Consider the following 22,580-nt stretch of genomic DNA (forward strand, 5'->3'; position numbering starts at 1 on the left):
AATGATGACGCGTGTGTTCGTCTATGAATATATCAGTGCGGGCGCCATGGACACCCGCGCGGTGCCGCACCTGCTGCGCCAGGGCAGGGCCATGCGTGACGCGATGATCGCAGATCTGGCGCGCATCGGCGATGTGGCGCTCACCTGCGCGGCGCTGCCCGGCGAGCTGCCGGCGGATTGCCATGGCGCGCACAAGGTGAGCTGGTGCGCGCACATGCCTGGCGAGGACGCGGCGGACTTCGTGCGCCGCCAGGCGGCTTGCCACGACGTGAGCTGGGTTGTGGCACCGGAATCCGAGGGGGTGCTGCTGAGCCTGAACTACATGGTGGGCGACGCGCGCTGGCTGGGCTGCGACGCCGGCGCGATCGCGCTGGCCACCAGCAAGCGCGCCACCGCGCAGCGGCTTGCCGCGCTCGGCGTCGCCGCGACCCAGCCATGGAGCGAAGGGGACGCGGCCGAGCCCGGGTGCTGGGTGGTCAAGCCGGACGATGGCGCGGGATCGGTGGCGACGTACGCCTACGACGGTTTCGACGCGGCGCATGAAGCCTGGCTGCGGCGGCTCGCGGATGGCGAGCCGGTGGTGCTCGAGCCCTGGGTGGAGGGCGAGCCGCTAAGCCTGTCGCTGTTGTGCGGCCCGGGCGGCACCGAATTGCTGAGCGTGAACGCGCAGCGCATTCGCGTCGATGCGCGCGGGCAGGTGCATGACGACGGCGTGCAGATCAATGCCATCGAACGCGAGGGCTCGGCGGGCCGCTGGCTGGCGGACGTGGCGCAGTGCGTGGCGACGGGCATGCCCGGCTTGCGGGGGTTCGTCGGCATCGATCTGGTCTGGCATCCCGGGCGCGGCCCCGTGGTGATCGAGGTGAATCCTCGGGTGACCTGCGCCTATGTGGGCCTGTCAGCCGAACTGGGCCGCAACCTGGCCTGCGAGATGCTGGCGGGACACCAGATCCTGGCCGAGCGGCTGGTCGCCAACGGAGCCTCCCATGGCCGCTGAGCGGGTTGTCTACGGCTGGGACCTGGGCGGCGCCAATATCAAGGCAACGCGCCTGGAGGACGGCATCGTGCGCGATATCGCGCAGTGGGCCTGTCCCTTGTGGCAGGGCTTGCATCTGCTGGACGACGTGCTGGCGCAAGCGCGCGCGCGCTGGCCCGATTGCGGGCACGCCGCGCACGCGGTCACCATGACCGGCGAAATGGCCGACCTGTTCGAGCACCGCGAGGCCGGCGTGGTGGCGCTGGCAGACATCATGTGGGGCGCCTTTGGCGAACGCACCGTCTTCTTCGCCGGCGCTGCGGGCTGGCGCACGCGGCGCCAGGTGGCGGCGGACTGGCAGCACATCGCCTCGGCCAACTGGGTGGCGACCGCCCGCATGGTGGCTGAGCGCATCGGTCACGGCGTGCTGGTGGACATCGGCACCACCACCAGCGACCTGATTCCCATCGTGGACGGCGAGGTGGCGGCGCACGGCCGCGACGACGCCGGCCGGCTGGCCTCGGGCGAACTGGTTTACCTGGGCGTGGCGCGCACGCCGCTTTGCGCGCTGGCACGCCGCATCGCCTTGAAGGGCACCCGCTACAACGTGATGAACGAGCTGTTCGCCACCACCGCCGATGTGTACCGGATCACGGGGGAACTGCCCGACGCGCACGATCCCCACCCGGCGGCCGACGGCGGCGCCAAGACGCCGGAGGCAACACGGCAGCGGCTGGCCAGGATGATCGGGCACGATGCGCGCGACGCGTCGCCGGCGGCATGGCTGGAGGTCGCGCGCGCGTGGCGGCAGGCCCAGATCGCAGCGCTGTGGGACAACCTGCTGCGCGTCATCGACCGGTCTGGCTTGCCGCCAGACGCGCCGCTGATCGGCGCGGGCTGCGGGCATTTCCTGGCGCGCGATCTGGCCGGCCGGCTTGGTCGTCCCTATCGGGCCTTTGAAGACCTCGCCGGCATGGCGCCGGCCCACGTGGAGTGGGCGCGCGTGTGCGCCCCAAGCATTGCCGTGGCGGTCCTGCTTTGGCAGGCGGGGGACGAGGCGGTCGCGATGGAAGGCACGGAGGCATGCCAATGACGTGTTCCCGGTGTGCCGCACTGAAGTGGGAGGCTCTGTGCACATCGTAAAGATCGGCGGCAGCCTTGGCCGCGACCCGGTGCTGCGAGACTGGCTGCGGGAACTGGCCGCGCGCGGCGGCGGGCGCGTGGTGGTGGTGCCGGGCGGCGGCGGGTTTGCCGACCAGGTGCGCGAGTACCAGGGGCAATGGGCCTTCGACGACCTGGTTGCGCACAATATGGCGGTGCTGGCCATGGTCCAGTATGGCTTGATGCTGCAGGGGCTGTGCCCCGGCCTGAAGGTGGCCGCCGACGACAATGCGATCCATGCCGTGCTGCGCGATGGCGGCGTTGCAGTCTGGGCGCCATTCGGCCTATTGCGCAAGGCGCCGGATGCGTTGGCGAGCTGGGACGTGACTGCTGACAGCATCGCCGCGTGGCTGGCCAGCCGGCTTGGCGCGCGGCGGCTGGTGTTGGTCAAGTCGTGTCCGGTCAAGCGTGGGATGACGCTGGCGGAGTATATGGATTCGGGGGTGGTCGACCGCGGCTTCTGCCATTACACGCGCGACGCGGCATATCCGGTCGAGCTTCTGCATAAGGAGGATCTGCAGCGCTTGCGCGCGCTGTTCAGCGACGCCCCGCGAGACGGGGTCGCGTAGACGTGCGGTGCTCAGGCCGGCTGCGGTTCCAACGCGGCCGCCGGGTGCAAACCGGCGCGCAGCGCCGCCACCTTGGCCGGATCGAGGCGCCCAGCGCGCCCGCCGTCGCACAACGCCCCACGGAAGCCTGCAAAGTCCGGCGCCAGCGCATGCAGTTGCGGCAGATGCACGAGCTGCAGTGAGCCGGCCAGGCCAACCTTGACGCCCCGGCGCCGTGCGATGCGGGTCATGGCCGCGAGCGTGGCTATGTCGACGCAGTCGAACAGGCTGCCTGCCTGCTTTCCCGCCGTGTCGGCCATCACCGCCGGAAAGCCCAACTCGCAGGCCTCTTCAACCAGCTTCAGGTCCACCCCGTGGTCGGCCAGGAACACCGGCACCACCTGCCATGGCAAGGTAGCCAGGCGCCGCAAGGCTTCGCGCCCGTGTGCGCCGGGCGACACGCCCACCTTGACGTAATCGACACCGCATTTGCCGATGGTGTTGGCCATCAGCATCATGACGGCATGCTCGGCCGGCGCCACGTCGCCGATCGTCGCGCTCAGCAAGCGCCCGGGCCAGCGCGCGCGCACCGCGCCGACCACCTCACGCACGGTTTGCGCCGGCAGCGCGCCGAGCGCTCCCGCCCTGGGTTCCTTCAGGTCGATCAGGTCGGCCCCCGCAATGGCGGCTTGCAGGGCCTCCGTCACATTGCGTACGCTGGTCAGCAGGGATGTCATCGGGTCTTCTCCAAGGTGGGCTCGGGGGCGGCGCTGTGGCCGGTATTGCCGGCATGCCAGGCCGCGACGCGGTCCTGCAGCCATTGCCATGCTTCGTGTTCCGCCGCGCCGGCGGTCTTGTCGATGGCGATCTGCAGGTAGGCCATCTCGCGGGCGATCTTGTCGGCCGGCAGCAGGTCCAGCCGGCTGACCAGCACCGCGCCTTCGATGACCGCCGCCTGCGCGCGGTTGAATCCGGGAAAGTCACCGTGACGGGCCTCGTGCACGCGGCCCATGCGCAGCGAAGGCCGCGCGGGATCGCCGCCTTGCTGCATCAGGCGCAGTTCGATGTGGCTCAGCGCGCTGGCCAGCCGCACGCCCTGGATCCGCTCCGCCGGCACGGTGGGCCACTGGCGGCGGCCCGTGAGGCAGCCGGCGAAGACGCGCACGTCGGTGGTCAGGTTGACCACGGCGGTGCCGCTGCCGACGATGTTGTCATAGGTGGCGGAGGGCCGGAACGGCATCAGCACGATGTCGCTACCCCGGTAGCGCACACCCATCGGCGCGATATGCGCCGCACCGTCCGCCGAGACGGTGGTGACGACGGTTTCGTAGATCACGTCATTGCTCATGGTGCTTGCCCTCATGCCCGCTTTCGCATGGTGGCGCCCGGCGCGCACCATTCGGTCAGATCCTGTGCATCGCGTTCGGCGGCGCAGCCCCAGTCCAGCGATTGGTCCTGTACGTAGCGCTTGCCCAGGCGCCAGGCGATCTCCGCGCGCGCCAGTTCCACGCCCAGGTAGAAGGCGTGGTTGCCGTCGTGCTCCAGTTGCAGCCGGGGAAACAGGGTGAAGGGGTCGGAGGCCACGTGGTGCCCGTCGCGGTTGTAGGCGTGTATTCCTTGCTCGGAGACCTGCACGCGGAAGTTCGGGTCGCGGATCGCGCTGGCGGTCTCGGCAATTTCCTCCGGTGTATCGGGGTAGGGCTCACGCGCATGCAGCGTCATCATCTCGTCGGTGATGCCTTTGGGCAAAGCGTTCTGCTCGCGCGCGGCGTACATCATCCGGCGCGCCACGTCCGCTTCGCGAATGGCGCGGCGTGCGTGGCCGCTGACCTGCGTGGTCAGGATCGCCGAGGCGTGCAGCTCCACCGCGATGCCCATCAGGATGGCATTGATGCCGCCGGTGTCCGCCTCGGTCAGCTCGGTCAGGTTGCCCACGCCGAGCATGATGGGCGCCTTGGGAAAGCGCTGGCGCAGCCGCTCGTAGCGCCCAAGCGAGGCCAGCAGGCCGAACGGGATCGGGTCGAGGATGGCGTCGGCGATATAGGCCCGGCCGCGCTGCTCCATGGCTTCGATCGCCGCGCACAGCGACGCTTCGTCGCCCGGCTGCTGCGGCACCAGGATCGGCGTGGCCGCGACCTCGTCCGCCACCCACAGGGTGTCCAGGGTCAGGCTGAGCAAGTAGTCCGCGCCGGCCGTGCCGCCGCGCACCAGTTCGCCGGCGTTCATCGAATCCACGCTGACCAGGAAGCCCTCCGCCTTCAGCGCGCGCACCGTGTCCTCCAGGTGCGGGAAGGGCGTGGCGGGCAGGCAGCCGAGGTCGATGACGTCGGCGCCATCCGCCCGGTGCCGGCGCGCCCGCGCGCATACGCTTTCGATATCGAGCTGGGGCGCGTCGACGATCTCGGCGAAGATCGCGATGTCGTGCCGCGACAGGTCGACCGGCTTGGCCTTGCGGTTGAAGAACTGCGGCAGATCCTTGAGCTCTTCCGGCCCGCGCTCCACCGGCATGCCGTAGTACAGCGACAGCGCGTCCAGGTCCCCGCGGCAGCGGCCCGGCACGATGATGCGGTCCGCCACCACGGGCGCGGCCACCCGTCGGCGCACCAGGTCGGCGGTCATCAGCGCGGCCACCTGCACGCCGATTTCGCGGATCTCCCAGGAGAACGGCGCGGGCTCCAGGCTGCGCAGCACGCGTTCCAGGCCTTTTTCCGCCAGGCGGCCGGTCAGGAAGACGATGTGTTCCATGTCAGTGTCAGTGCCTTCAGTCGTTGATCCAGCGTGCGGCGCAGTTCGTCGATGGAACACACCACTTCGCAATGGTCGATACGCCGCAGCCGTTCCACGTTCTCCAGTTCGATATTGCGGGGATGCAGCTTCAGCCAGCCGTCCGGCCCCTTGGTGACCACCACGGGCTCCGTGTCGCACGCGTACACGATGCCGGGGATGCCGAGCTTGCCCGCCTGGGCGAGGATATTGGTTGGCAGCGTGTCGGAGATGCCGGCGACGCATTTGGCGACGGTATTGCTGGTGGCCGGGGCGACGATGGCGGTGTGGTAGCGGCGCGCATAAAACATGCCGACCGGCGCCGCGCTGGCGGTCTTGTCCCGGAAGACGCGGAAGCGCGCCTTCAGGTCCTTCAACTGGATACCGTAGATCGCCAGCACTTCCTCGGCCGCGCGCGACAGGAACATGTCCACATCGGGCAGGGCGGCGGCAAGCGCCAGGCTTTCTTCGAGGAAATGCCCGGAGCCGGTGATGGCCCAGGCAAAGCGGGGGATACCCTCGGTCCGAGCGAGAGCATCGGCGTCCTCGCCCTCGATGAGGGCGAATCCTTCGGTGTCCGGGCCAAGTGGGGCAGAGAGTTGGGCCAACGTGTGACTCGCTAGGGTGATCGAACTGGGCTGGAATGATTGCAGGAGTCGTGCCTGGCGCCGGCGCCTTGATCCGCAAGGCCCGGGCGCCGGGTTGCGCCGCGCTGACTGCGCCGTCGGCGGGACAGGTTGTGTCGTCCGGCTTGCGTATGTCCCGCGCTTGCACGCCGCGCCGGCGTCCCGCCTGGCCCCGCCGGAACTGGGGCGCGGTCCCGCGCTTGCCCGTGGCCTGCTTCTTGCGAGACAGGCACGGGAGCGTGGTCGCCGGCCGCGCGCTGGTAGCGAGTGCATTGCACGGAGGGCAGATGAAACGAGACGACATGATGTGGCAGGCCGAAGCGGCGGAGTTCGGCTTGCTGCCGGGCCTGATGGCGGAATCCATGGCCGCCCGGACGGCACCGGCGGCCGCGCCGGTGCCGATGGACCTGATCTTTATCGAAGGCTTCGAAGCGCAGACGATCATCGGCATTGACGACAGCGAACTGCGCACGCCGCAACCGCTGCGCATCGACCTGACAGCCGGGCTGCCGCGCAGTGCCGCCTGCAGCAGTGACCGGATCGGCGACACCATCGACTATGGCAAGGTCCGCACCGCGTTGCGGGACTTGATGGCCACGCACCGGCTGCAGTTGCTGGAGGCGCTTGCCGAGCGCGTGGCGCAATTGCTGCTGGAAGACTTTGGGGCGCACTGGGTGCGCGTGGTGGTGGTCAAGCCGAAGAAATTCGACGACGTTGACTCGGTGGGGGTGGCGATAGAGCGGCGCCGCGACGAGACCTTGCACGTTAAGGATCACGGGTACGGCTGGCTGGGCCGGGGCGCCGTTGATTTCTAGGTGTTTCCCGGCGTGGCGCCGGAACAGGCCGGCGCCACGCTGATTTGCGCTACCTGACTCGGGCCTGGCGCGGGTCGATGGGCATCGCGCACAGCGCCGGATCGAGGCAACCCGCGATCATCGCGCTGGCAACGGTCAGGTCGGCGCTGGTGCCCGGGTTGAGGCCGGTGGCTTTCAATTCCCGGTCCCATTGCACGAATGCCTCCGCATCAATGGACTGGCCCGCCTCGATGCGCCCGTGGAACAGCCGCGCGCGGTCACTCACGCGCCTTGCCACAGCCAGCCCATGCTTGCGTGCGATATGCGAGTCCGGGAAGCGCGCCAGGAAGGCGAGATGGACGGCTACCACCGCCCGGTGCAGGCGCTCGGGCCAGGCACCGTGTCCGGCGAGGTGCCTGCGCAGCACCGGCAGCCCGAGCGTGAAGAGGTCGGCGTAGCCATTCGCATACTGGCGCGCCACCGTATCGCGCATGGCGGCCAGGTGCATGGCGGCGCGCAGGTTCACCGTGGGCCTGGCGGCCACGTCCTGCTCCGGCGCCGCGCCAAGGCCGGCCGGCATGGCGTGCGCGATCGCGCGATAGGCGGCCTCGGCATCGGCCACGGTCAGGGCCGCCAGCACCGCCTCGGTCTGCTCGCGCAGCGTTTCGGCATCGCGCGGCGGCTCGCCTTCCACGGCGGCGGCCAGTGGCGCGCATAGCAGCAGGATGCCGAGATTGGTGTTGCACCGCGCCACCGCCTGCGTTTGCGCGACCGCCTCCTCGATACGCTCGCCGACCGTGAGCGCGGCATCGGTCAGCGGTGCCACCGCCACCGCCGCGCTGTCCAGGAAGAGCCTGGCAGTCATGCCGTGGCCGGGGGCATCCATGCTGACGTTGCCCGGTTTGGCCACCGCCACGTCCAGCGTGCACGCCCACAGGAAAGCCACCGCGGCAGTGCCGGCCACGCTGTTGTCCGGTGCCGCTCTCACGCCACGGCTCCCTGGCGCGCCGCGGGCAGCTTGCGCTTGAGCAGATCATCGACAAGCAGGCCGGCGATATCGACCGCCGTGACGGATTGCAGCCCATGCCAGGCCGCCACGCCATTGACCTCGATGACCATCGCCTGATCCGTGTCTTCCCCTTCGCCGACGGGAACGAGATCCACGCCAGCGTAGTCGAGGCCAAGCGCTTCGGTAGCGCGCACGGCAAGTGCAGCCAGCGCAGGCGTGATGTCAGCGTGCTCGCAGCGGGCGCCTTGCGCCACATTGTGAATCCAGCCCTGGCTGACGCGGCGCATGGCCGCCACCGCCCGTCCGCCGACCACTAGCACGCGCCAGTCGAACCCCGGCTTGCCGGGCGCAGCCGGAGAGGGGACGAAGCGCTGCAGGTAGGCCACATGCCGGTATGCCGCCAGCGCAGGCAGCGGCACGGGCGCGTGTCCTGCCTCGACCATGCCGATGCGCTGCAGCCCCTTGCCCTGCGAGCCGAACAGCGGCTTGAGCACCAGCGCGTGCCCGGCGGCGCTCTCGCGCATCACCGTGCGCTGCGCGTGCGGCGCGGATTCGCTCACCCAGGTCGCGGGCGTGGGAATGCCGGCCAGGTGCAGCAGGAAGCTGGTCATGCCCTTGTCCACGCTGCGCTCGATGGCACGCGCGTCGTTGTACACGGGCACCCCCAGTTCGCGCAGCGCGTGCAGGATGCCCAGCCGCAGCGTGACCTGCTCGAAGCTGCCGGACGCGAGGCCGCGCACGATCACGGCATCCGGCAGGGCACGCCCATAGCCGGGGATCACCAGGCCGTGCCAGGCCCATGTGGTGTCGATCCGGCAATCGGCCAGGTCCACACAGCGGCCTTCGCAGCCGCGCTTGCGCAGGGCCTGCTTCAGCGTGGCGGTATGCCAACCGGTTTCGTCGGTCATGATGGCGATGCGCAGCGGGCTGCGCGCAGGGGAGGCGGCCATGTCAGGCTTCCTGCAGCCATTGCCCGTGCAGCAGCGGCAGGTTCAGCGCACCAGCGTGCCAGGTCCGGCCGGAAGCGAGGTTGCTGACCCACGCCTCGGCGGGCGCGAACAGGGCCGGGTCGATGCGGTAGAAGTCGTAGCCATACTCCTTGAACACATCGGCGAAGGGGCGCCCATAGTCGCGCGACCTGGCCGAGGGAAGCGCGAGGGCAAGCGCCCGGGCGGCATCGTCGTCGGTGTCGACCGTCAGGTGCACGCTGCCGCCGTACAGGATGGCATCGTTGGTGCGGCCCATCGCATCGCCCGCATCGGCGCCCGGTGGCGGCAGTGGCGCGACACCGCTGCCGCCGACGATGCGGTCCAGCGGGAAGCCAAGCACGTGCGCCTTGTGTAGCGCGACCTCCAGCACGCGGCCTACCACCTGCGTGGTGCCGGCCAGGCTTGCCGTCGGCGTCAGGATCACGGTCAGTTGCCCGGGCCGCAGTCCGCAGTCCCGCAGGATCTTCTGGATGACGATCTCCGGCGGCGCGCGGTCGACTTCCAGCACCAGGCAGGCGCCGCTGCCACCGTCGGGCAGGCTGTCGCGGTAGCCAAGCTCCTCGAACAGCGTTTCCTTGCCAGCGAGCGCGCGCGCCGGGCCGGAGCCCAGCGCGAAGAACTTCCTGCCGCCGGTTTCCTCCTTGCTGGCGCTCAGGCTCCAGCCGGCGTACTGGCTGGCCAGGCAGGCCAGCACAGGCTGTCCGCTGCTGACCTCGATCTGCGTGGGCCAACCTGCGCCGCCGTGGCGCAGGCGCACCTGGCCCAGCCCGCCCATGCAGATCGCCGCAATGGCAATGCCCGCCTCGACGCTGCCGCGCGTCTCGACGCCGGCATCGACGATGCGTACGCCCATGGGCCCATTGGAGACCGAGAGCTGCCACTCGGCGCGGTGGCCGAGCAGGCTGGCGACGAGCGGCTGGCTGAGCGCGTTGACGCTGAACGTAGCGCTAGGATTCGTTGTGCTTGGCATGGGCGCCTCGGTTGGGTGATTCAGGGCAGTTCGGCGGCAACGGTGCGCGCCATGGCCATGGCTTCGGGGAAGCCCAGGTAGACCGGCTTGGCGGCTTCGCGCATGGCGAGGAACAGGCGGTGCTGGACCTGGTACTTGATGTTGCCGATGGCGAGCGCGCCGACGCCCACGGCCTTGCCAGTGCCGACGGGCTTGCCATCGGCACTGGCGTCCACGCCAGCGATGCCCGCAGGAGGCACGGCGTTCACGTCGGCGGCTACCAGCAGCTTGCCTGCGGCGGCACGGTCCGCCTCGCTCACGACCTGGACGCCAGCGCTTGCGGTGGCGAAGACCACGTCAGCTTCGGCCAGCGCCGCCTGGAGCGCCTCCGCCGAGCGGATCAGGATGCCCTCGGTCTGCGCGTTGAAGCGTTCGTTGGTCTCCCGGCTGATGCGGGTGGCTTGCTCGCTCCCGGAGCGGTTCGACAGCCAGACGCGCGCGCCAAGTTGCGAGGCCAGCGCCCCCGCGACGCGCCCGACGGCGCCGCTGCCGCCAAGCACCAGCACCCGGCGGCCGGAGAAATCGGATCGATGCACCTTGCGCAGTTGCCGCTCGACGGTGGCCACCAGCGCCGCGGCGGTGGTGTAGGAACCGCTCGGGTCGGCGAAGACGGACACCGCGAACGGAGGCACCATGGCCTTGCGCGCCGCCTCGAGCATGTCGGTCGCCAGTACCACATCACGACCGCCGATGAAGATGCCGGTGTTGGCGACGCCTTTCGGCCCGCGGGAGAAGATGGCGTCCTGGGTCAGGGCGGCAACGTTGTCGAGGCCGACTTCAGCGTAGGGGATGACGTGCTCGTAGCCGGCGTCGACGGCCATGTTGACGTCGAAGGGGCTGGCTTGCCGGGTCGGGGTGAACATGTGAAGAATGTAGGGGCGTGCCATTTTGGGGGCTCCGTGATCTGGGTGCTCAACTTCAGGTAATTGGGGCTCGGGTCTATCGGCGTTGGCGCATCCTGTCACCCGCCTCACGCCGCGCTGCGCTGCCGCGCCGATGGCACGACTTGCGCGCCACCATTGACCCCTGCAACAATGCGTGCCTGCAGGAAGGGGCCCAACAGTCCTGCCGCGCGGATGTCCGCTACTGCCTGTTCGGCTGTGGCTTGCGAAGGTACGATGGCGAAGCCGGTCGGGCCCCATGAGCTTTGCCCGACGGCTGCTGCGTTGGCGCCCGCCTGCTGCGAGATCCGGGCCAGCGCTTGGCCGACCGCCGGGCTGCTGTACACGCCGCCTTGCGCCGGCGCGAAGTAGCCGCCGATGACCTGCTGCAGGTGATTGACGCCTTGGGCGAAGGGCACGAAGTCATGCTCGGCGGCGGCGGGCAGGATCTGCATCAGCACGCGGTGGCAGAGATCGGCGGACAGTGCCTGGGGGAAGGACGGCAGGCCTTGCATGGCCTGCTTCTCCGCTGCGCCGTGCAAGCCGGTGCGGCTGGTGTCGAGCAGCAGCACGATGCGCCAGTCGGCCGGGAAATCGAAACGCGCCGTCAACGGCGCCACGCTGCCCGCGCCACGCGGGCCGCTGTCCACCAGCAGCCCGCCGCGCTCGAATGCAGCGATGCCTACGCCGGAGCGGCCTCCACGGCCTAGCAGGCTGGCGATGTCGGCGGCGGACCATGGCAGGCCGTGCAGCGTTGCAAACGTCCGGCCCAGGGCCAGCGCCAGTTGCGTGCCCGAGCCGAAGCCCGCATGCGCAGGCAATACCTCATGCAGGCAGACCGCGAGGGGGCACTGGATGCCGCTGGCTTGCTTGAGCTGTTCCAGCCAGGCCGAGACGCGCGGGACTTCCTGCCGTGCGGCGTGGTTCACCGCGGCGACCCGGTCCTGCACGGCCGGGCCGAGGTCGAGGATGGTCGCCGGGCCGCCGATCGACAAGCCGAGACTGCCAAAGCGCCGCCCAAGCGATGCGCCCGGGTCGAGAAAGCCCAGATGCAGGCGCCCGGTCGCGTGAATCCGAACCGCGCCGGACGGGTTGATGCCATGACCTTCGTGGGTGGGTTTTTCGAGCGTTTGCATGGATGAGGGCCTTTCGCGAATCGCTTTGTCTGCCTGATCTAGCAAGCGGCATACCACTGCGCCGCCGGCCTGCAGGGGACGCGGCGCGGCGCGTTGGAGTGACAGCGTGTCATGCCCCGCGTTCCGCTTTGCGGACAAGGTGTCATGACGCCAAGCCGGGCGCGGGTGGGCCGCGCTCAGGCCCCGCCCGCATGCCGTGACGCTGCCGCCTCCCGCGCGATCTCGATGCATAACTGGTGCATCTTGCGGTACAGCGTGTTGCGGCTGACCCGCAGCACGCGGGCGACGGTGCTGACATTCCAACGATGCGTCTCCAGCAGTTCCAGGATGGTCTTGCGCTCGTTCAACTGGATGGCGTTAAAGGGCGGCAGGCTCTGCTGCGCGGGCTTGCTTGCCTCGGCTCCTGCGCCGGCACCCCGGCCACGGCGCGCGGAATTCTGTGCGCCTTGCGCGACTTCCGGCGGAAGCTGCCGGCTGGTCAGGCGCGCGCCGTCGCACAGGGCCACGGCAGTGCGCAGCACGTAGCGCAGTTGCCGCAGGTTGCCAGGCCAGTCGTAGCGCATCAGCGCCTGCTCGGCGTCGGGTGCGAGCGTGGGCGGCGTTTCCTGCGGGCCGGCCTCCTCGGCCAGGATGGCGTGGATCAGGGCCAGCCGGTCGGTGCGTTCGCGCAAGGGCGGCAGGCGCAGCTCGACGCCGCTTAGCCGGTAGAAGAGGTCTTCGCGAAAGCGCCCGTCATGGACCAGCTCGGCGAGGTTGCGATGGCTGGCGCTGATCAGCTGGAAATCGACCCGGGCCGAGGTTTCGGACCCGAGCGGTGTCACCCGCCGCTCCTCCAGCACGCGCAGCAGGCGTGCCTGCAAGGCCATCGGCATATCGCCGATCTCATCGAGGAACAGCGTGCCGCCGTCGGCCTGGAGGATCTTGCCGCGCCGGCCTTCGCGCTGGGCGCCGGTAAAGGCTCCCGCCCGGTAGCCGAACAGTTCGCTCTCGATCAGCGATTCCGGCAGAGAGGCGCAATTGATGGCCACGAAGGCGCCTTGTGCCGCAGGGCTGGCCGCGTGCAGCGCATTGGCGAAGACGTCCTTGCCCGAGCCGGTTTCGCCGTGGAGCAGGATGGGCACGTTGCGCGCGATGACGCGCGTGGCGAGCCGGACCTGTGCGTCCATGCGCGGATCGCCGCAGGCCAGGCCTGCGCGGGCCGGCTGGGGCGCGCAAGCTTCCTGCGCCGGCGCGCTGCGTGCCGCCGGCCGGGCGGGCCGTGGCTGGTACTCCTGTGGCGGCTGCTGCGCGACCATGAAGAAACGATCCGATGCCTGCGCGAGGTAGACCGGCATCGGATGAAAAGACTGGCGCGCGCTGCGCGCCACCAGTTCGTCGAGCGAGATCATGAACAGTTCATCGATGCGCTTGCCGCGCACTGCCTGCAGCGAATGGCAGCCGAGCTGGAGCAGGGCGCTGCGGTTGGCGGCGAGCACTACGCCGTCGGCATCGACCGCCAGCTTGCCTTCGCCGGGCGTATAGACCAGTTCCGGCTGGCTGTGGAAGCGGATCGGATAGGCGTGGCGGAAGCGGGCGTCAAACAGGCGGTTCTCGATATGGCGGCAGGACATGCCGACCAGCACCGGGGAATGCTGCTGCAACGGCAAGGGCGAGCGGCTGGTGACATCGAGCACCGCGGCCAGTACCCCGTTCTCGTCATAGATAGGCGCAGCCGAGCAGGCCAGGCCGGCATAGCGCTGGAAGAAGTGCTCATGCTGGCGTATTGCCACGGCACCGTTCTCCGCCAGGCAGGTGCCTATGCCGTTGGTGCCGGCTTCGCGCTCGCTCCAGATCGCGCCGACGCGCAGGCCTTCCGGGGCGATCTCCCGCGCGAACGGGTCGGCGGCAACCAGATGCATGACCACGCCCTCGCCATCGGTCAGCATCACCGCCATCTCCGGGTCGGCCAGTTGCTGATAAAGCGTGCTCATCTCCAGCCTGGCACAGTCCACCAGGTCGGCCAGGCGCTCCCCGCGCTCGCGCAATTCGCTGGCGGAGAGCACCGGCGGCACGGCACGCAACTCCGGATCGAGCCCGTGTTCGCCCAGGCAACGGGTCCACGAGCGCACCACCACGGCGCTGGCATCCGTTGCGGACTGCGGGTAGGCGACGGCGCGCGCGATGCGCTGCGCATGCGTGCCCGCGGCCGGCACGGGAAGCTGGGTCAAGGTCAATGCCGTCATGTGTTTCTCCTCCTGCGCTGGCGTACTTCCGTGGGCTGGAGTCTGCGGACCGGTACCTGGCCTTGCAATACCCCTTAGGCACCGCCCGCATCTACTACCAAGGAGGTAGTGCCAAGTGGAAATTGTTGGGAGGGGGGCCGGCTCGCCATACTCCGCACAAATGCAAACACCCTGCGGAGACTGCACATGACCAGAGCATCCATCCTGAACGATCGGCATCGCGAACTCGGTTCCACCCTGGACGGCGATACCTGGAACGACATGCCGATCCCCTGGCGCTATCGGCGCGATCCGCAGGATGAGGTAGTGGCGGTGCGCACCGCTGCCGGCCTCTATGACATAAGCGGTCTGAACATCGTCAAGGTCTCCGGCCAGGATGCCGCGTCGGTCATCGACAAGATGGCACCAATCGATGTGCATCGCTTGCAGCCTGGCACGGCGCGGCTGGCTGCAGCCGTGGATGAGAACGGCGCAGTCAGCGACGACCTGATGGTGATCTGCGACGGCCCCAACCAATACCGCCTGTCGCACGGCAGCGGCAATACGCAGCGCCAGCTGGCCGCGCTCTCGAAGGGCCGCGATGTGAAGTGGGAGCAGGACTTTGACGTGCATATGCTGTCCCTGCAAGGGCCCCGCGCCGCCGCCATCCTCAAGCTGCATATCGGCACCGGGTTGGCCTCCCTGCCGTATTTTGCGCACCGCGAGACCACGCTGTTTGGCCGCAAGATCGTAGTTTCGCGGGGCGGCTACTCGGGCGAAGAAGGCTTTGAGATCGCCTGCGCCGCGGCGGACGCGATCGCCTTGTGGGACGCCATCCTGGAAGCGGGCAAGCCGCAGGGGCTGATTCCCTGCGCCTGGGATTCCCTCGAACTCGCGCGCATCGAAGCGGGCTTGCTGTTCTTCCCCTTCGACATGCCGGAAGGCGACACCACGCCGTGGGAAGTCAACCTCGGCTGGGCCATCGACACCGACAAGACCGGCGACTACGTGGGCAAGGCGGCACTGCTCAATGCGCGCGGCAAGGAGCGCTTCTTCCAGGCCGGCGTGGCGGTACGGCATGTCCGCGCGGTGGAGGCCGGATCAAAGATCTTCGTGGATGGCAAGGAAGTGGGCGTGGTGACCAGTGCCACCTTCAGCCGCTACCTGATGCAATCGCTGGCGCTCGTGCACCTGCAGCCCGGCTACAAGGCGCTAGGCACCAAGGTGGAGATCCGCGACAGCAACGGTGCGCATACGGGCACGGTGACCAAGACGCCGTTCTACGATCCGCAGCGCCTGCGTACCCAAGTCAAGGCCGCCTGAGCAGGCATCCATCTATCCACGCAGGAGCTTGCCATGCTGGTGACAGGCATCAAGAGCATGCCGGTGTACCGCCCGCTGCAGTTCGACGGCAGCGGCAAGGCGCACCTGGCGGTGGCCCGGGGCGTGGGCGGCAACGCGCTGCGGCGCCTGGCCAGGGAGGCTGGCGCGTGCAAGGTGCTATACGCCGCCGAGGCGGGCGCCGACCTGACACAAGCGTTGCGCTCCGCCGGCACCGATGTGACGGTTACCGCGTCCATGGCCGCGCTGCTTGACCAGTTGGGCGAAGCGCTGGCCGTGTTGCCGATGGGCTTGCGCTTCTACGCTGCCGGCGACGAGGATTTCCTCGCCCAGGTGAGCCGGGTGGCCGAACAGCATGGGCTGGACCCCGCCGAGATGCAATGCGAATGCGTGGCACCGGGTTCGCGGCGGGTCTACTGCGTGCATTGCCGCACCTGCAACGGCGCGGTATCCGGAGGCATCGCTCCATGCGCGGGCTGCGGCCGCAAGCTGCTGGTGCGTGATCATTATTCCCGTCGCCTGGCCGCCTTCATGGGCGTGATGGCCGACGCGGAAACACCGGGGGCAGCATGACGTCGCAAGAGAGCCTACCGGTGCGCGTGGCGCGGATAGAGGCGGTGACGCCGCTGGTCAAGCGTTACACGCTGCGCCACGTTGATGGAGCGGACCTTCCCGCCTTCTCGGGGGGCAGCCATATCGTGGTCGAGATGCAGGGCGAAGGCCGCCCGCACCGAAACCCGTATTCCCTGATGAGCTCGCCTTGGGACACCAGTCACTACCAGATCGGCGTGCGCCGCGCCGACGAAGGACGGGGTGGTTCGCGCTTCATGCATGAACAGGTGCAGGAAGGCTCGATTCTGCGCGTCTCGGCCCCGGTCAACCTCTTCCCGCTGCTCAAGACGCGCCGCAAGCACATCTTGATCGCGGGGGGTATCGGCATCACGCCGTTCTTCTCGCAACTGGCGGAGCTGCGGCGGCTGGATGCGCCGTACGAGCTGCACTACGCCGTGCGCAGCCAGGAGCATGCCGGCTTTGCCACGGAGCTGCTTCGGCTTGCGGGCGAGAGGCTGCGTCTCTACGTGGAAGACGCTGGCCAGCAACTGGACTTCGCCAAGGTGCTGGCGGGCCAGCCGCTGGGTACCGATGCCTATGTCTGCGGTCCCGCCGGCATGATCGAAGCACTGCGCCAGGCGGCGCGCACCGCAGGGTGGCCGGACAGCCATGTGCATTGGGAGCAGTTCCTGGCGCCGCCGGTGGGCGCGCCGTTCGAGGCGGTGCTCGCCCGCAGCGGCATCACGTTGCAAGTGGGCGCCCAGACCAGCCTGCTCGAAGCGATCGAGGCAGCCGGTGTGAAAGTGTCCTACCTGTGCCGCGGCGGTGCTTGTGGCCAGTGCGAGCTGGAGGTGCTGGAGACCGACGGCGAGCTGGTCCACCACGATCACTATCTTTCCGCCGAGGAAAGGGCGAGCGGCCGCAAGCTGATGCCCTGCGTGTCCCGGGCGAACTGCCAGCGTCTGGTGCTGGCGATCTAGGAGACGCGATGCATATCACGTTCAAGACCGGCGAGAGCTTCCGCGACGATTTCGCATACGCCAACAGTTCGGCCGCCATCCAGCGTTTTCCGTTCCCGTTCATGGAAGACCTGTACATGTACTCGGTCAACATTGAACCGCACAGCGCCGGGCCGGCGGGCAGCGTCACCGAGCACCCCTTCGACGTTGACGAGCACTACATCGCCGAGTGCCGCGAACGCTCCTTGGTGCTTGCGCAGGACCCGGGCCGCTGCATGGCCTTGCCGCACATGATGCAGGCGCAGTGGGACACGCTTGAGCTGATGATGGAATCGCTGGCGGCCAGCTATCCCGCGCATTTCTCGCTGCGGCGAGACGGCGCGCGATGGACCTGGGAGAACCGCATACTCGGCCTGCGCCAGGACTTTGTCTTCGGCGATGCCGCGACGCTGCCTTATCCACCGCTGGAATACATCACGCGGCAGAACCAGGGCGACTGGGTGCTGATGGACCATCGCCAGGACAACCTGTTCATGGACGCCGGCATGGTCACCACGCAGGCGGACTGGTCGCTGGATTTCGATCTCGGCATGAGCTTCGGCGAATGGCACGGGCCCGTGCCGCTGGCGCACGAACTGGGCATCTTCGACCGCGCGCTGAAGTATCTCCTGCTCTTGCGCGTGGGCGCGCCGGTGCGCCGCTTGAACTGGACCATGACGATTCACCCGCGCCTGGACACGTCACCGGAACGCTATCCGGAGTGGGGGGCGGACCGCGCCACCGTCATCCGCGAGAACGCGGGCGAGCTGGTGCACCTGAGGGTAGAACTGCAGACCCTGTTCCGGCTGCCCCGCAGCAATGCCGTCGGCTTTGGCGTGCGTTGCTACCTGATCAGCCTGCAGGAGCTGGCCACGGTGCCCAAGTGGGCGGCGCGCCTGCACCGCGTGCTGCGCACGTTGCCGGACGAACTGGCCGACTACAAAGGCATCACGCGCTACCGGCAGGCGGCGATCGACTGGCTGGCAGCGTACGACGACGGCCGCACCCTCGGCGCGGGCACCGCCCCCGGGTAAGCGCCGCAGCGCCGCGACAAGATCGGCCCCCACAAAAGATCCCATGCGGAGCCAGCGCGCTCCGCACTGCTTGCGACGCCTTGCGCGATCGCCTTACAAACCGGCTGGAGACAAAAAATGGCCCGCGACCCACGCTACGACATCCTGTTCGAACCGATCCAGATCGGTCCCAAGACATTGCGCAACCGGTTCTACCAGGTGCCTCACTGCATCGGTGCCGGGTCCACGCTGCCCGGCTTCCAGGCCGCGCACCGCTCGTTGAAGGCCGAAGGCGGTTGGGCCGCGCTCAATACGGAATACTGCTCCATCCACCCGGAATCCGACGACACGCACCGCCTGTCAGCACGGATCTGGGACGAAGGCGACGTGCGTAACCTGCGCGCGATGACCGACGAGGTGCACAAGCACGGCGCGCTGGCCGGCATCGAGATGTGGTACGGCGGCGCGCACGCGCCTTGCATGGAAAGCCGGGCCACGCCGCGCGGCCCCAGCCAGTACGCGTCGGAGTTCGAAACGCTGACCTACTGCAAGGAAATGGACCTGCGCGACATCGCGCAGGTGCAGCAGTACTACGTCGATGCCGCCTATCGGGCGCGTGACGCGGGCTTCGATATCGTCTACGTGTACGGCGCGCACTCCTACCTGCCGCTGCAGTTCCTCTCGCCGTACTACAACAAACGCACCGACAAGTACGGCGGCTCGCTGGAGAACCGCGCCCGCTTCTGGTTGGAAACACTGGAGAAAGTGCGGCGCGCCGTCGGCGACGACTGCGCCATCGCCACGCGCTTCGCGGTGGACTCGCTGTACGGCTGCGCGGGGATCGAGGTGGAGCAGGACGGCATGAAGTTCGTCGAGATGGCGGATTCGCTGCTGGACCTGTGGGACGTGGACGTGGGCGACATCGCCGAGTGGGGCGAGGACGCCGGCCCCTCGCGTTTCAACCTGCAAGGCCACCAGATCCCGTGGACCCGATTTATCAAGCAGGTATCGAAGAAACCTGTGCTGGGCGTGGGGCGCTTTACCGATCCCGAGAAGATGACCGAGATCGTGACCAAGGGCATCGCCGATATCATCGGCGCGGCGCGTCCTTCGATTGCCGACCCGTTCCTGCCAAAGAAGATCGAGGAAGGGCGCATCGACGATATCCGCGTCTGCATCGGCTGCAATGTCTGCATCTCACGGTGGGAGATCGGCGGCCCTCCGATGATCTGCACGCAGAACGCCACCGCCGGCGAGGAATATCGCCGTGGCTGGCACCCGGAGAAGTTCGCCAAGAAGAAGTCCGACGACGCCGTGCTGGTGGTGGGCGCCGGCCCGGCCGGCTCGGAATGCGCGCGCGTGCTGATGGAACGCGGCCATACCGTCCACCTGGTGGACCAGGCCGAGAAGATCGGCGGGCACCTGAACCAGATCATCACGCTGCCGGGCCTGGGTGAGTGGGGCTACCACCGCGACTACCGGGAGACCCAGATCAACAAGCTGCTGAAGAAGAACAAGCAGAGCCAGCTCGCGCTGGGGCAGAAGGCGCTGACGGCCAACGCCATCCTGGAGTATGGTGCCGAGAAGGTGGTCATCGCCACCGGCTCGCACTGGGTCACCGACGGCACCAACTGCCTGACGCACGACCCGATCCCGGGCGCGGACGCTTCGCGCGACGACCAGTTGACGCCGGAGCAGGTGATCGCCGGCAAGAAGGCGATCGGCAAGCGGGTGGTGATCCTCAACGCGGACACCTACTTCATGGCGCCGAGCCTGGCCGAGAAGCTCGCCACCGCGGGCCATGAGGTGACCATCGTCAGTGGCGTGCACCTGGCCAACTACATGCACTTCACGCTGGAATATCCCAACATGATGCGGCGCCTGCACGAGCTCAAGGTCAAGGAGATGGGCGACCATTTCTGCAGCCGCATCGAGCCGGGCCGGCTGGAGGTCTACAGCATCTGGGGCGACGGCTCGCGCCGCACCTACCGCGGCCCCGGCAAGTCGCCGCGCGACGAGAACAAGAGCCATCGCTGGCTGGAGTTCGACTCGCTGGTGCTGGTGACCGGCCGCCGCTCCGACGATACCCTGCACCGCCAGCTGAAGGCGGCCGAGGACCGCTGGGAAAGCCTTGGCATCAAGGGTGTGTACCTGATCGGCGACGCGGAGGCCCCGCGCCTGATCGCGGACGCCACCTTCGGCGGCCAGCGGCTGGCGCGCGAGATCGAGGAGGCGGACGCGCAGATCCCGCTGCCGTACCGCCGGGAGGTGCCAGTCTGGGGCGTGCCGCACAAGAAAGAAGGCACGTTCGAGATCATCTACAAGATCTGACCCCGGGCAGGGGGCGGCCGCGCAGGCCGTCCCCGCCGGAAGCTTCGCACCCCCGCGCAAACACAGACGGAAGCCGCCATGCCCGCCGCAGACAAGTTCGACCCGCTCCAGGTCACCCGGGTCCTGTTTGAAGGATTCTCGTCACCCGCCATCGTGCTGTTCTACCTGGTGGGCTTCGCCGCCATCGGTGTCTTCTGCTATGGCACCTATGTGCAGATCCGCAAGTACCGTCGCGGCCAGCCGCTGGGCGCGCCGCTGGAGATCGGCAAGCGCTTCATGCAGATGTGCCGCACCGTGGCCAGCCACCGCACCATCGCCCGGCGCGATCCCGCCGCCGGGCGCGCGCACCGGCTGATCTTCTACGGCTTCGCGCTGCTGTTCATCGGCACCGCCACGATCACGCTGGAGTACGACATCACCGGCAAGCTGTTCGGCCTGCGCTTCTGGCATGGCAAGTTCTACCTGTGGTTCTCGCTGGTGCTCGATTGCGCCGGCGTTGCCATGATCGCAGGGCTGGTCTACATGATGATCCGGCGCGGCTGGATCAAGCCGCCCAAGCTGGATTACACCCGCCCGGACCGCAAGCCGGGAGAGCCGGGTTATGACCGCAGCGGCTACCGCCGCGAGGACTGGGCTTTTCTGTGGGCGCTGATCATCATCGGTGCGACCGGCTACGTGCTGGAGGCCGCACGGCTGGTGTGGCTGCAGGAAAGGCCGGAGGTGTGGGAACTGCGCTGGTGGTCGCCGTTCGGCGCAGCGCTGGCCGAGGCGATGCGCGCCGTGGGCGTCAGCGCCGGGGCCGCAGGCGTCTTGCGCAGCGGCCTGTGGTGGTTCCACGGCCTGCTGGCGCTGACGCTGATCGCGCTGATCCCGTTCACCAAGGTCAAGCACATCTTCACCGCCGCAGGCTCGCTGATGCTGCGCGATCCGCTGGCTGCGCAACGCCTGCCGCGCCAGGCGGCTACCGGTGACAAGGTCGGCTACAGTACGATCACCGATTTCACGTGGAAGCATCTGCTGAACCTGGATGCCTGCACCAAGTGCGGCCGCTGCCACGAGGCTTGCCCGGCGCAGGCGTCCGGCGCGCCGCTGTCCCCGCGCGATGTGATCCTGTCGCTGCGCGAGTTCGCCAACGACGCGCTGCAGAAGCAGGCCCTCCCGGATGAGGTCAAGCTGAGCCCGCATGGCAAGGACGGCGGCCAGGTGTTCATGGAGACCTTGTGGTCCTGCCGCACCTGCATGGCCTGCGTCGAGATCTGCCCGGTGGCGATCGAGCACGTGCCCATCATCGTGCAGATGCGCCGCAAGCTGGTGGAAGACGGCGACATGGAACCGCAACTGCAGAAGACGCTGCAGACCATCCACAAGACCGGCAACTCCTTCGGGGAATCCAAGCGCAAGCGCGCGGCCTGGACCAAGGCGCTGCCGTTCGAGATCAAGGATGCGCGCAAGGAACCGGTGGACTTGCTCTGGTTCGTCGGCGACTACGCCTCGTTCGACCCCCGCAACCAGAAGGTCAGCCAAGCGTTCGCCACCTTGCTGCATGAGGCAGGCGTGAGCTTCGGCCTGCTGTTCGAGGGCGAATCCAACGCCGGCAACGACGTGCGCCGCGTTGGCGAGGAAGGGCTTTACGAACTGCTGGCCGAAACCAATATCGCGACGCTGGGCACGGCGAAGTTCAAGCGCATCGTCACGACCGACCCGCATTCCTACAACACCATCCGCAACGAGTACCCGGATTTTGGCGGCACCTACGAGATCGAGCATTACACAAGCTACGTGCAGCGCATGCTGGAACAGGGCCAGATCAAGGTGCGCCAGCCGCAGCGCCAGCGCGTGACCCTGCACGATCCGTGTCACCTCGGGCGCTTCAACAAGGGCTATGGCGCGCCGCGCGACATCCTGAAGCAGATCGGCTGCGAGCTGGTGGAGATGCCGCGCCATGGCGACAACTCGTTTTGCTGCGGCGCCGGTGGCGGCCGCATCTGGATGCCCGACCCGGTCGGCGCGGAGAAACCATCCCAGAACCGCATGCGCGAGGCCGCCGGCATCGAAGGGCTGGAAGTTTTCGTGGTGTGCTGCCCGAAGGATCTGACCATGTTCGAGGACGCATTGAAGACCAGCGGCTACGAAGGCAAGTTCGTGGTGCGCGAGCTGATCGAGCTGATTCGCGATGCGCTGGCCGAGCCCTATGGCACGCCCCAGGCCAGCCACGCCGCGATCGGCCTGGTGCAAGCGTAGGGCAGGCGGCG

20 protein-coding genes are annotated in these 22,580 nt (G+C 68.4%); 10 read left to right on the forward strand and 10 right to left on the reverse strand.

Annotated elements, in window-relative coordinates; genetic code table 11:
* The first annotated feature begins 1 nt into the window (after nucleotide 1).
* Genes AC07XB_RS24125 through AC07XB_RS24135 form a run of 3 tightly spaced genes read left to right on the forward strand, consistent with a single transcriptional unit; the run spans nucleotide 2 to nucleotide 2,706 of the window.
* Complete coding sequence (locus AC07XB_RS24125) at nucleotides 2-997, forward strand: ATP-grasp domain-containing protein (protein ID WP_492830150.1); 996 nt, start codon at nucleotides 2-4, stop codon at nucleotides 995-997.
* Entirely contained in the window at nucleotides 987-2,069 is a 1,083-nt protein-coding gene (locus AC07XB_RS24130) for a hydantoinase/oxoprolinase family protein (protein ID WP_492830151.1), read from the forward strand. The genes AC07XB_RS24125 and AC07XB_RS24130 overlap by 11 nt, the downstream gene beginning before the upstream one ends.
* A 37-nt stretch (nucleotides 2,070-2,106) precedes the next feature.
* Nucleotides 2,107-2,706 (forward strand): amino acid kinase family protein, encoded by a 600-nt coding sequence (locus AC07XB_RS24135; protein WP_492830153.1) that lies wholly within the window; start codon nucleotides 2,107-2,109, stop codon nucleotides 2,704-2,706.
* A gap of 11 nt (nucleotides 2,707-2,717) precedes the next feature.
* On the opposite strand, the gene AC07XB_RS24140 is transcribed toward AC07XB_RS24135, so the two are convergent.
* Genes AC07XB_RS24140 through AC07XB_RS24155 form a run of 4 tightly spaced genes read right to left on the reverse strand, consistent with a single transcriptional unit; the run spans nucleotide 2,718 to nucleotide 6,005 of the window.
* Nucleotides 2,718-3,422, reverse strand: a complete 705-nt coding sequence (locus tag AC07XB_RS24140; RefSeq protein WP_492830155.1) for a (5-formylfuran-3-yl)methyl phosphate synthase — start codon at nucleotides 3,420-3,422, stop codon at nucleotides 2,718-2,720.
* A complete protein-coding gene (locus AC07XB_RS24145) occupies nucleotides 3,419-4,048 on the reverse strand; it encodes a DUF447 domain-containing protein (RefSeq protein ID WP_492830157.1) in 630 nt (209 codons plus the stop codon). Before AC07XB_RS24145 ends, AC07XB_RS24140 begins: the two co-directional genes overlap by 4 nt.
* Nucleotides 4,045-5,430, reverse strand: coding sequence for a DUF6513 domain-containing protein (locus AC07XB_RS24150; protein WP_492830159.1), 1,386 nt, complete (start codon nucleotides 5,428-5,430; stop codon nucleotides 4,045-4,047). The genes AC07XB_RS24145 and AC07XB_RS24150 overlap by 4 nt, the downstream gene beginning before the upstream one ends.
* A complete protein-coding gene (locus AC07XB_RS24155) occupies nucleotides 5,409-6,005 on the reverse strand; it encodes a flavoprotein (protein ID WP_492830202.1) in 597 nt (198 codons plus the stop codon). Before AC07XB_RS24155 ends, AC07XB_RS24150 begins: the two co-directional genes overlap by 22 nt.
* Before the next feature lie 419 nt (nucleotides 6,006-6,424).
* On the opposite strand from AC07XB_RS24155, the gene AC07XB_RS24160 reads away from it, so the two are divergent.
* Nucleotides 6,425-6,889, forward strand: a complete 465-nt coding sequence (locus tag AC07XB_RS24160) for a dihydroneopterin aldolase (protein ID WP_492830204.1) — start codon at nucleotides 6,425-6,427, stop codon at nucleotides 6,887-6,889.
* A gap of 49 nt (nucleotides 6,890-6,938) precedes the next feature.
* Here AC07XB_RS24160 and AC07XB_RS24165 read toward each other — a convergent pair whose 3' ends face one another.
* The 6 genes from AC07XB_RS24165 to AC07XB_RS24190 all read right to left on the reverse strand — a co-directional run bounded on the left by AC07XB_RS24165 (nucleotide 6,939) and on the right by AC07XB_RS24190 (nucleotide 14,114).
* Nucleotides 6,939-7,856, reverse strand: coding sequence for a triphosphoribosyl-dephospho-CoA synthase (locus AC07XB_RS24165; protein ID WP_492830161.1), 918 nt, complete (start codon nucleotides 7,854-7,856; stop codon nucleotides 6,939-6,941).
* Nucleotides 7,853-8,827: an ATP-grasp domain-containing protein gene (locus AC07XB_RS24170; protein ID WP_492830163.1), complete on the reverse strand. Its 975-nt coding sequence runs from the start codon at nucleotides 8,825-8,827 to the stop codon at nucleotides 7,853-7,855. The genes AC07XB_RS24165 and AC07XB_RS24170 overlap by 4 nt, the downstream gene beginning before the upstream one ends.
* A gap of 1 nt (nucleotide 8,828) precedes the next feature.
* Nucleotides 8,829-9,836, reverse strand: coding sequence for a methenyltetrahydromethanopterin cyclohydrolase (gene mch / locus AC07XB_RS24175; protein WP_416048562.1), 1,008 nt, complete (start codon nucleotides 9,834-9,836; stop codon nucleotides 8,829-8,831).
* Nucleotides 9,837-9,856: 20 nt separating this feature from the next.
* Nucleotides 9,857-10,762 carry an NAD(P)-dependent methylenetetrahydromethanopterin dehydrogenase gene (locus AC07XB_RS24180; protein ID WP_492830165.1) on the reverse strand — a complete coding sequence of 302 codons (906 nt, stop codon included), beginning with the start codon at nucleotides 10,760-10,762 and terminating at the stop codon, nucleotides 9,857-9,859.
* A gap of 83 nt (nucleotides 10,763-10,845) precedes the next feature.
* Entirely contained in the window at nucleotides 10,846-11,892 is a 1,047-nt protein-coding gene (locus tag AC07XB_RS24185; RefSeq protein ID WP_477132760.1) for a beta-ribofuranosylaminobenzene 5'-phosphate synthase family protein, read from the reverse strand.
* Between the two features lie 176 nt (nucleotides 11,893-12,068).
* Complete coding sequence (locus AC07XB_RS24190; protein WP_492830167.1) at nucleotides 12,069-14,114, reverse strand: sigma-54-dependent Fis family transcriptional regulator; 2,046 nt, start codon at nucleotides 14,112-14,114, stop codon at nucleotides 12,069-12,071.
* A gap of 186 nt (nucleotides 14,115-14,300) precedes the next feature.
* Between AC07XB_RS24190 and AC07XB_RS24195 the strand changes: the two genes are divergently transcribed.
* The 6 genes from AC07XB_RS24195 (at nucleotide 14,301) to AC07XB_RS24220 (ending at nucleotide 22,569) form a co-directional block, all read left to right on the forward strand.
* Nucleotides 14,301-15,416, forward strand: coding sequence for an aminomethyl transferase family protein (locus AC07XB_RS24195; protein ID WP_492830169.1), 1,116 nt, complete (start codon nucleotides 14,301-14,303; stop codon nucleotides 15,414-15,416).
* Nucleotides 15,417-15,449: 33 nt separating this feature from the next.
* Nucleotides 15,450-16,007 (forward strand): dimethylamine monooxygenase subunit DmmA family protein, encoded by a 558-nt coding sequence (locus tag AC07XB_RS24200; RefSeq protein ID WP_492830172.1) that lies wholly within the window; start codon nucleotides 15,450-15,452, stop codon nucleotides 16,005-16,007.
* On the forward strand, nucleotides 16,004-16,966 hold the full coding sequence (locus tag AC07XB_RS24205; RefSeq protein ID WP_492830174.1) for a PDR/VanB family oxidoreductase: 963 nt from the start codon (nucleotides 16,004-16,006) through the stop codon (nucleotides 16,964-16,966). The genes AC07XB_RS24200 and AC07XB_RS24205 overlap by 4 nt, the downstream gene beginning before the upstream one ends.
* Nucleotides 16,967-16,974: 8 nt before the next feature.
* Nucleotides 16,975-18,018 (forward strand): heme-dependent oxidative N-demethylase family protein, encoded by a 1,044-nt coding sequence (locus AC07XB_RS24210; RefSeq protein ID WP_492830177.1) that lies wholly within the window; start codon nucleotides 16,975-16,977, stop codon nucleotides 18,016-18,018.
* A gap of 117 nt (nucleotides 18,019-18,135) precedes the next feature.
* Nucleotides 18,136-20,328 (forward strand): oxidoreductase, encoded by a 2,193-nt coding sequence (locus tag AC07XB_RS24215; protein ID WP_416048570.1) that lies wholly within the window; start codon nucleotides 18,136-18,138, stop codon nucleotides 20,326-20,328.
* Between the two features lie 78 nt (nucleotides 20,329-20,406).
* Complete coding sequence (locus tag AC07XB_RS24220; protein ID WP_416048571.1) at nucleotides 20,407-22,569, forward strand: heterodisulfide reductase-related iron-sulfur binding cluster; 2,163 nt, start codon at nucleotides 20,407-20,409, stop codon at nucleotides 22,567-22,569.
* Nucleotides 22,570-22,580 lie beyond the last annotated feature (11 nt).

Source organism: Cupriavidus sp. GW821-FHT02F09 (genome assembly GCF_059421605.1).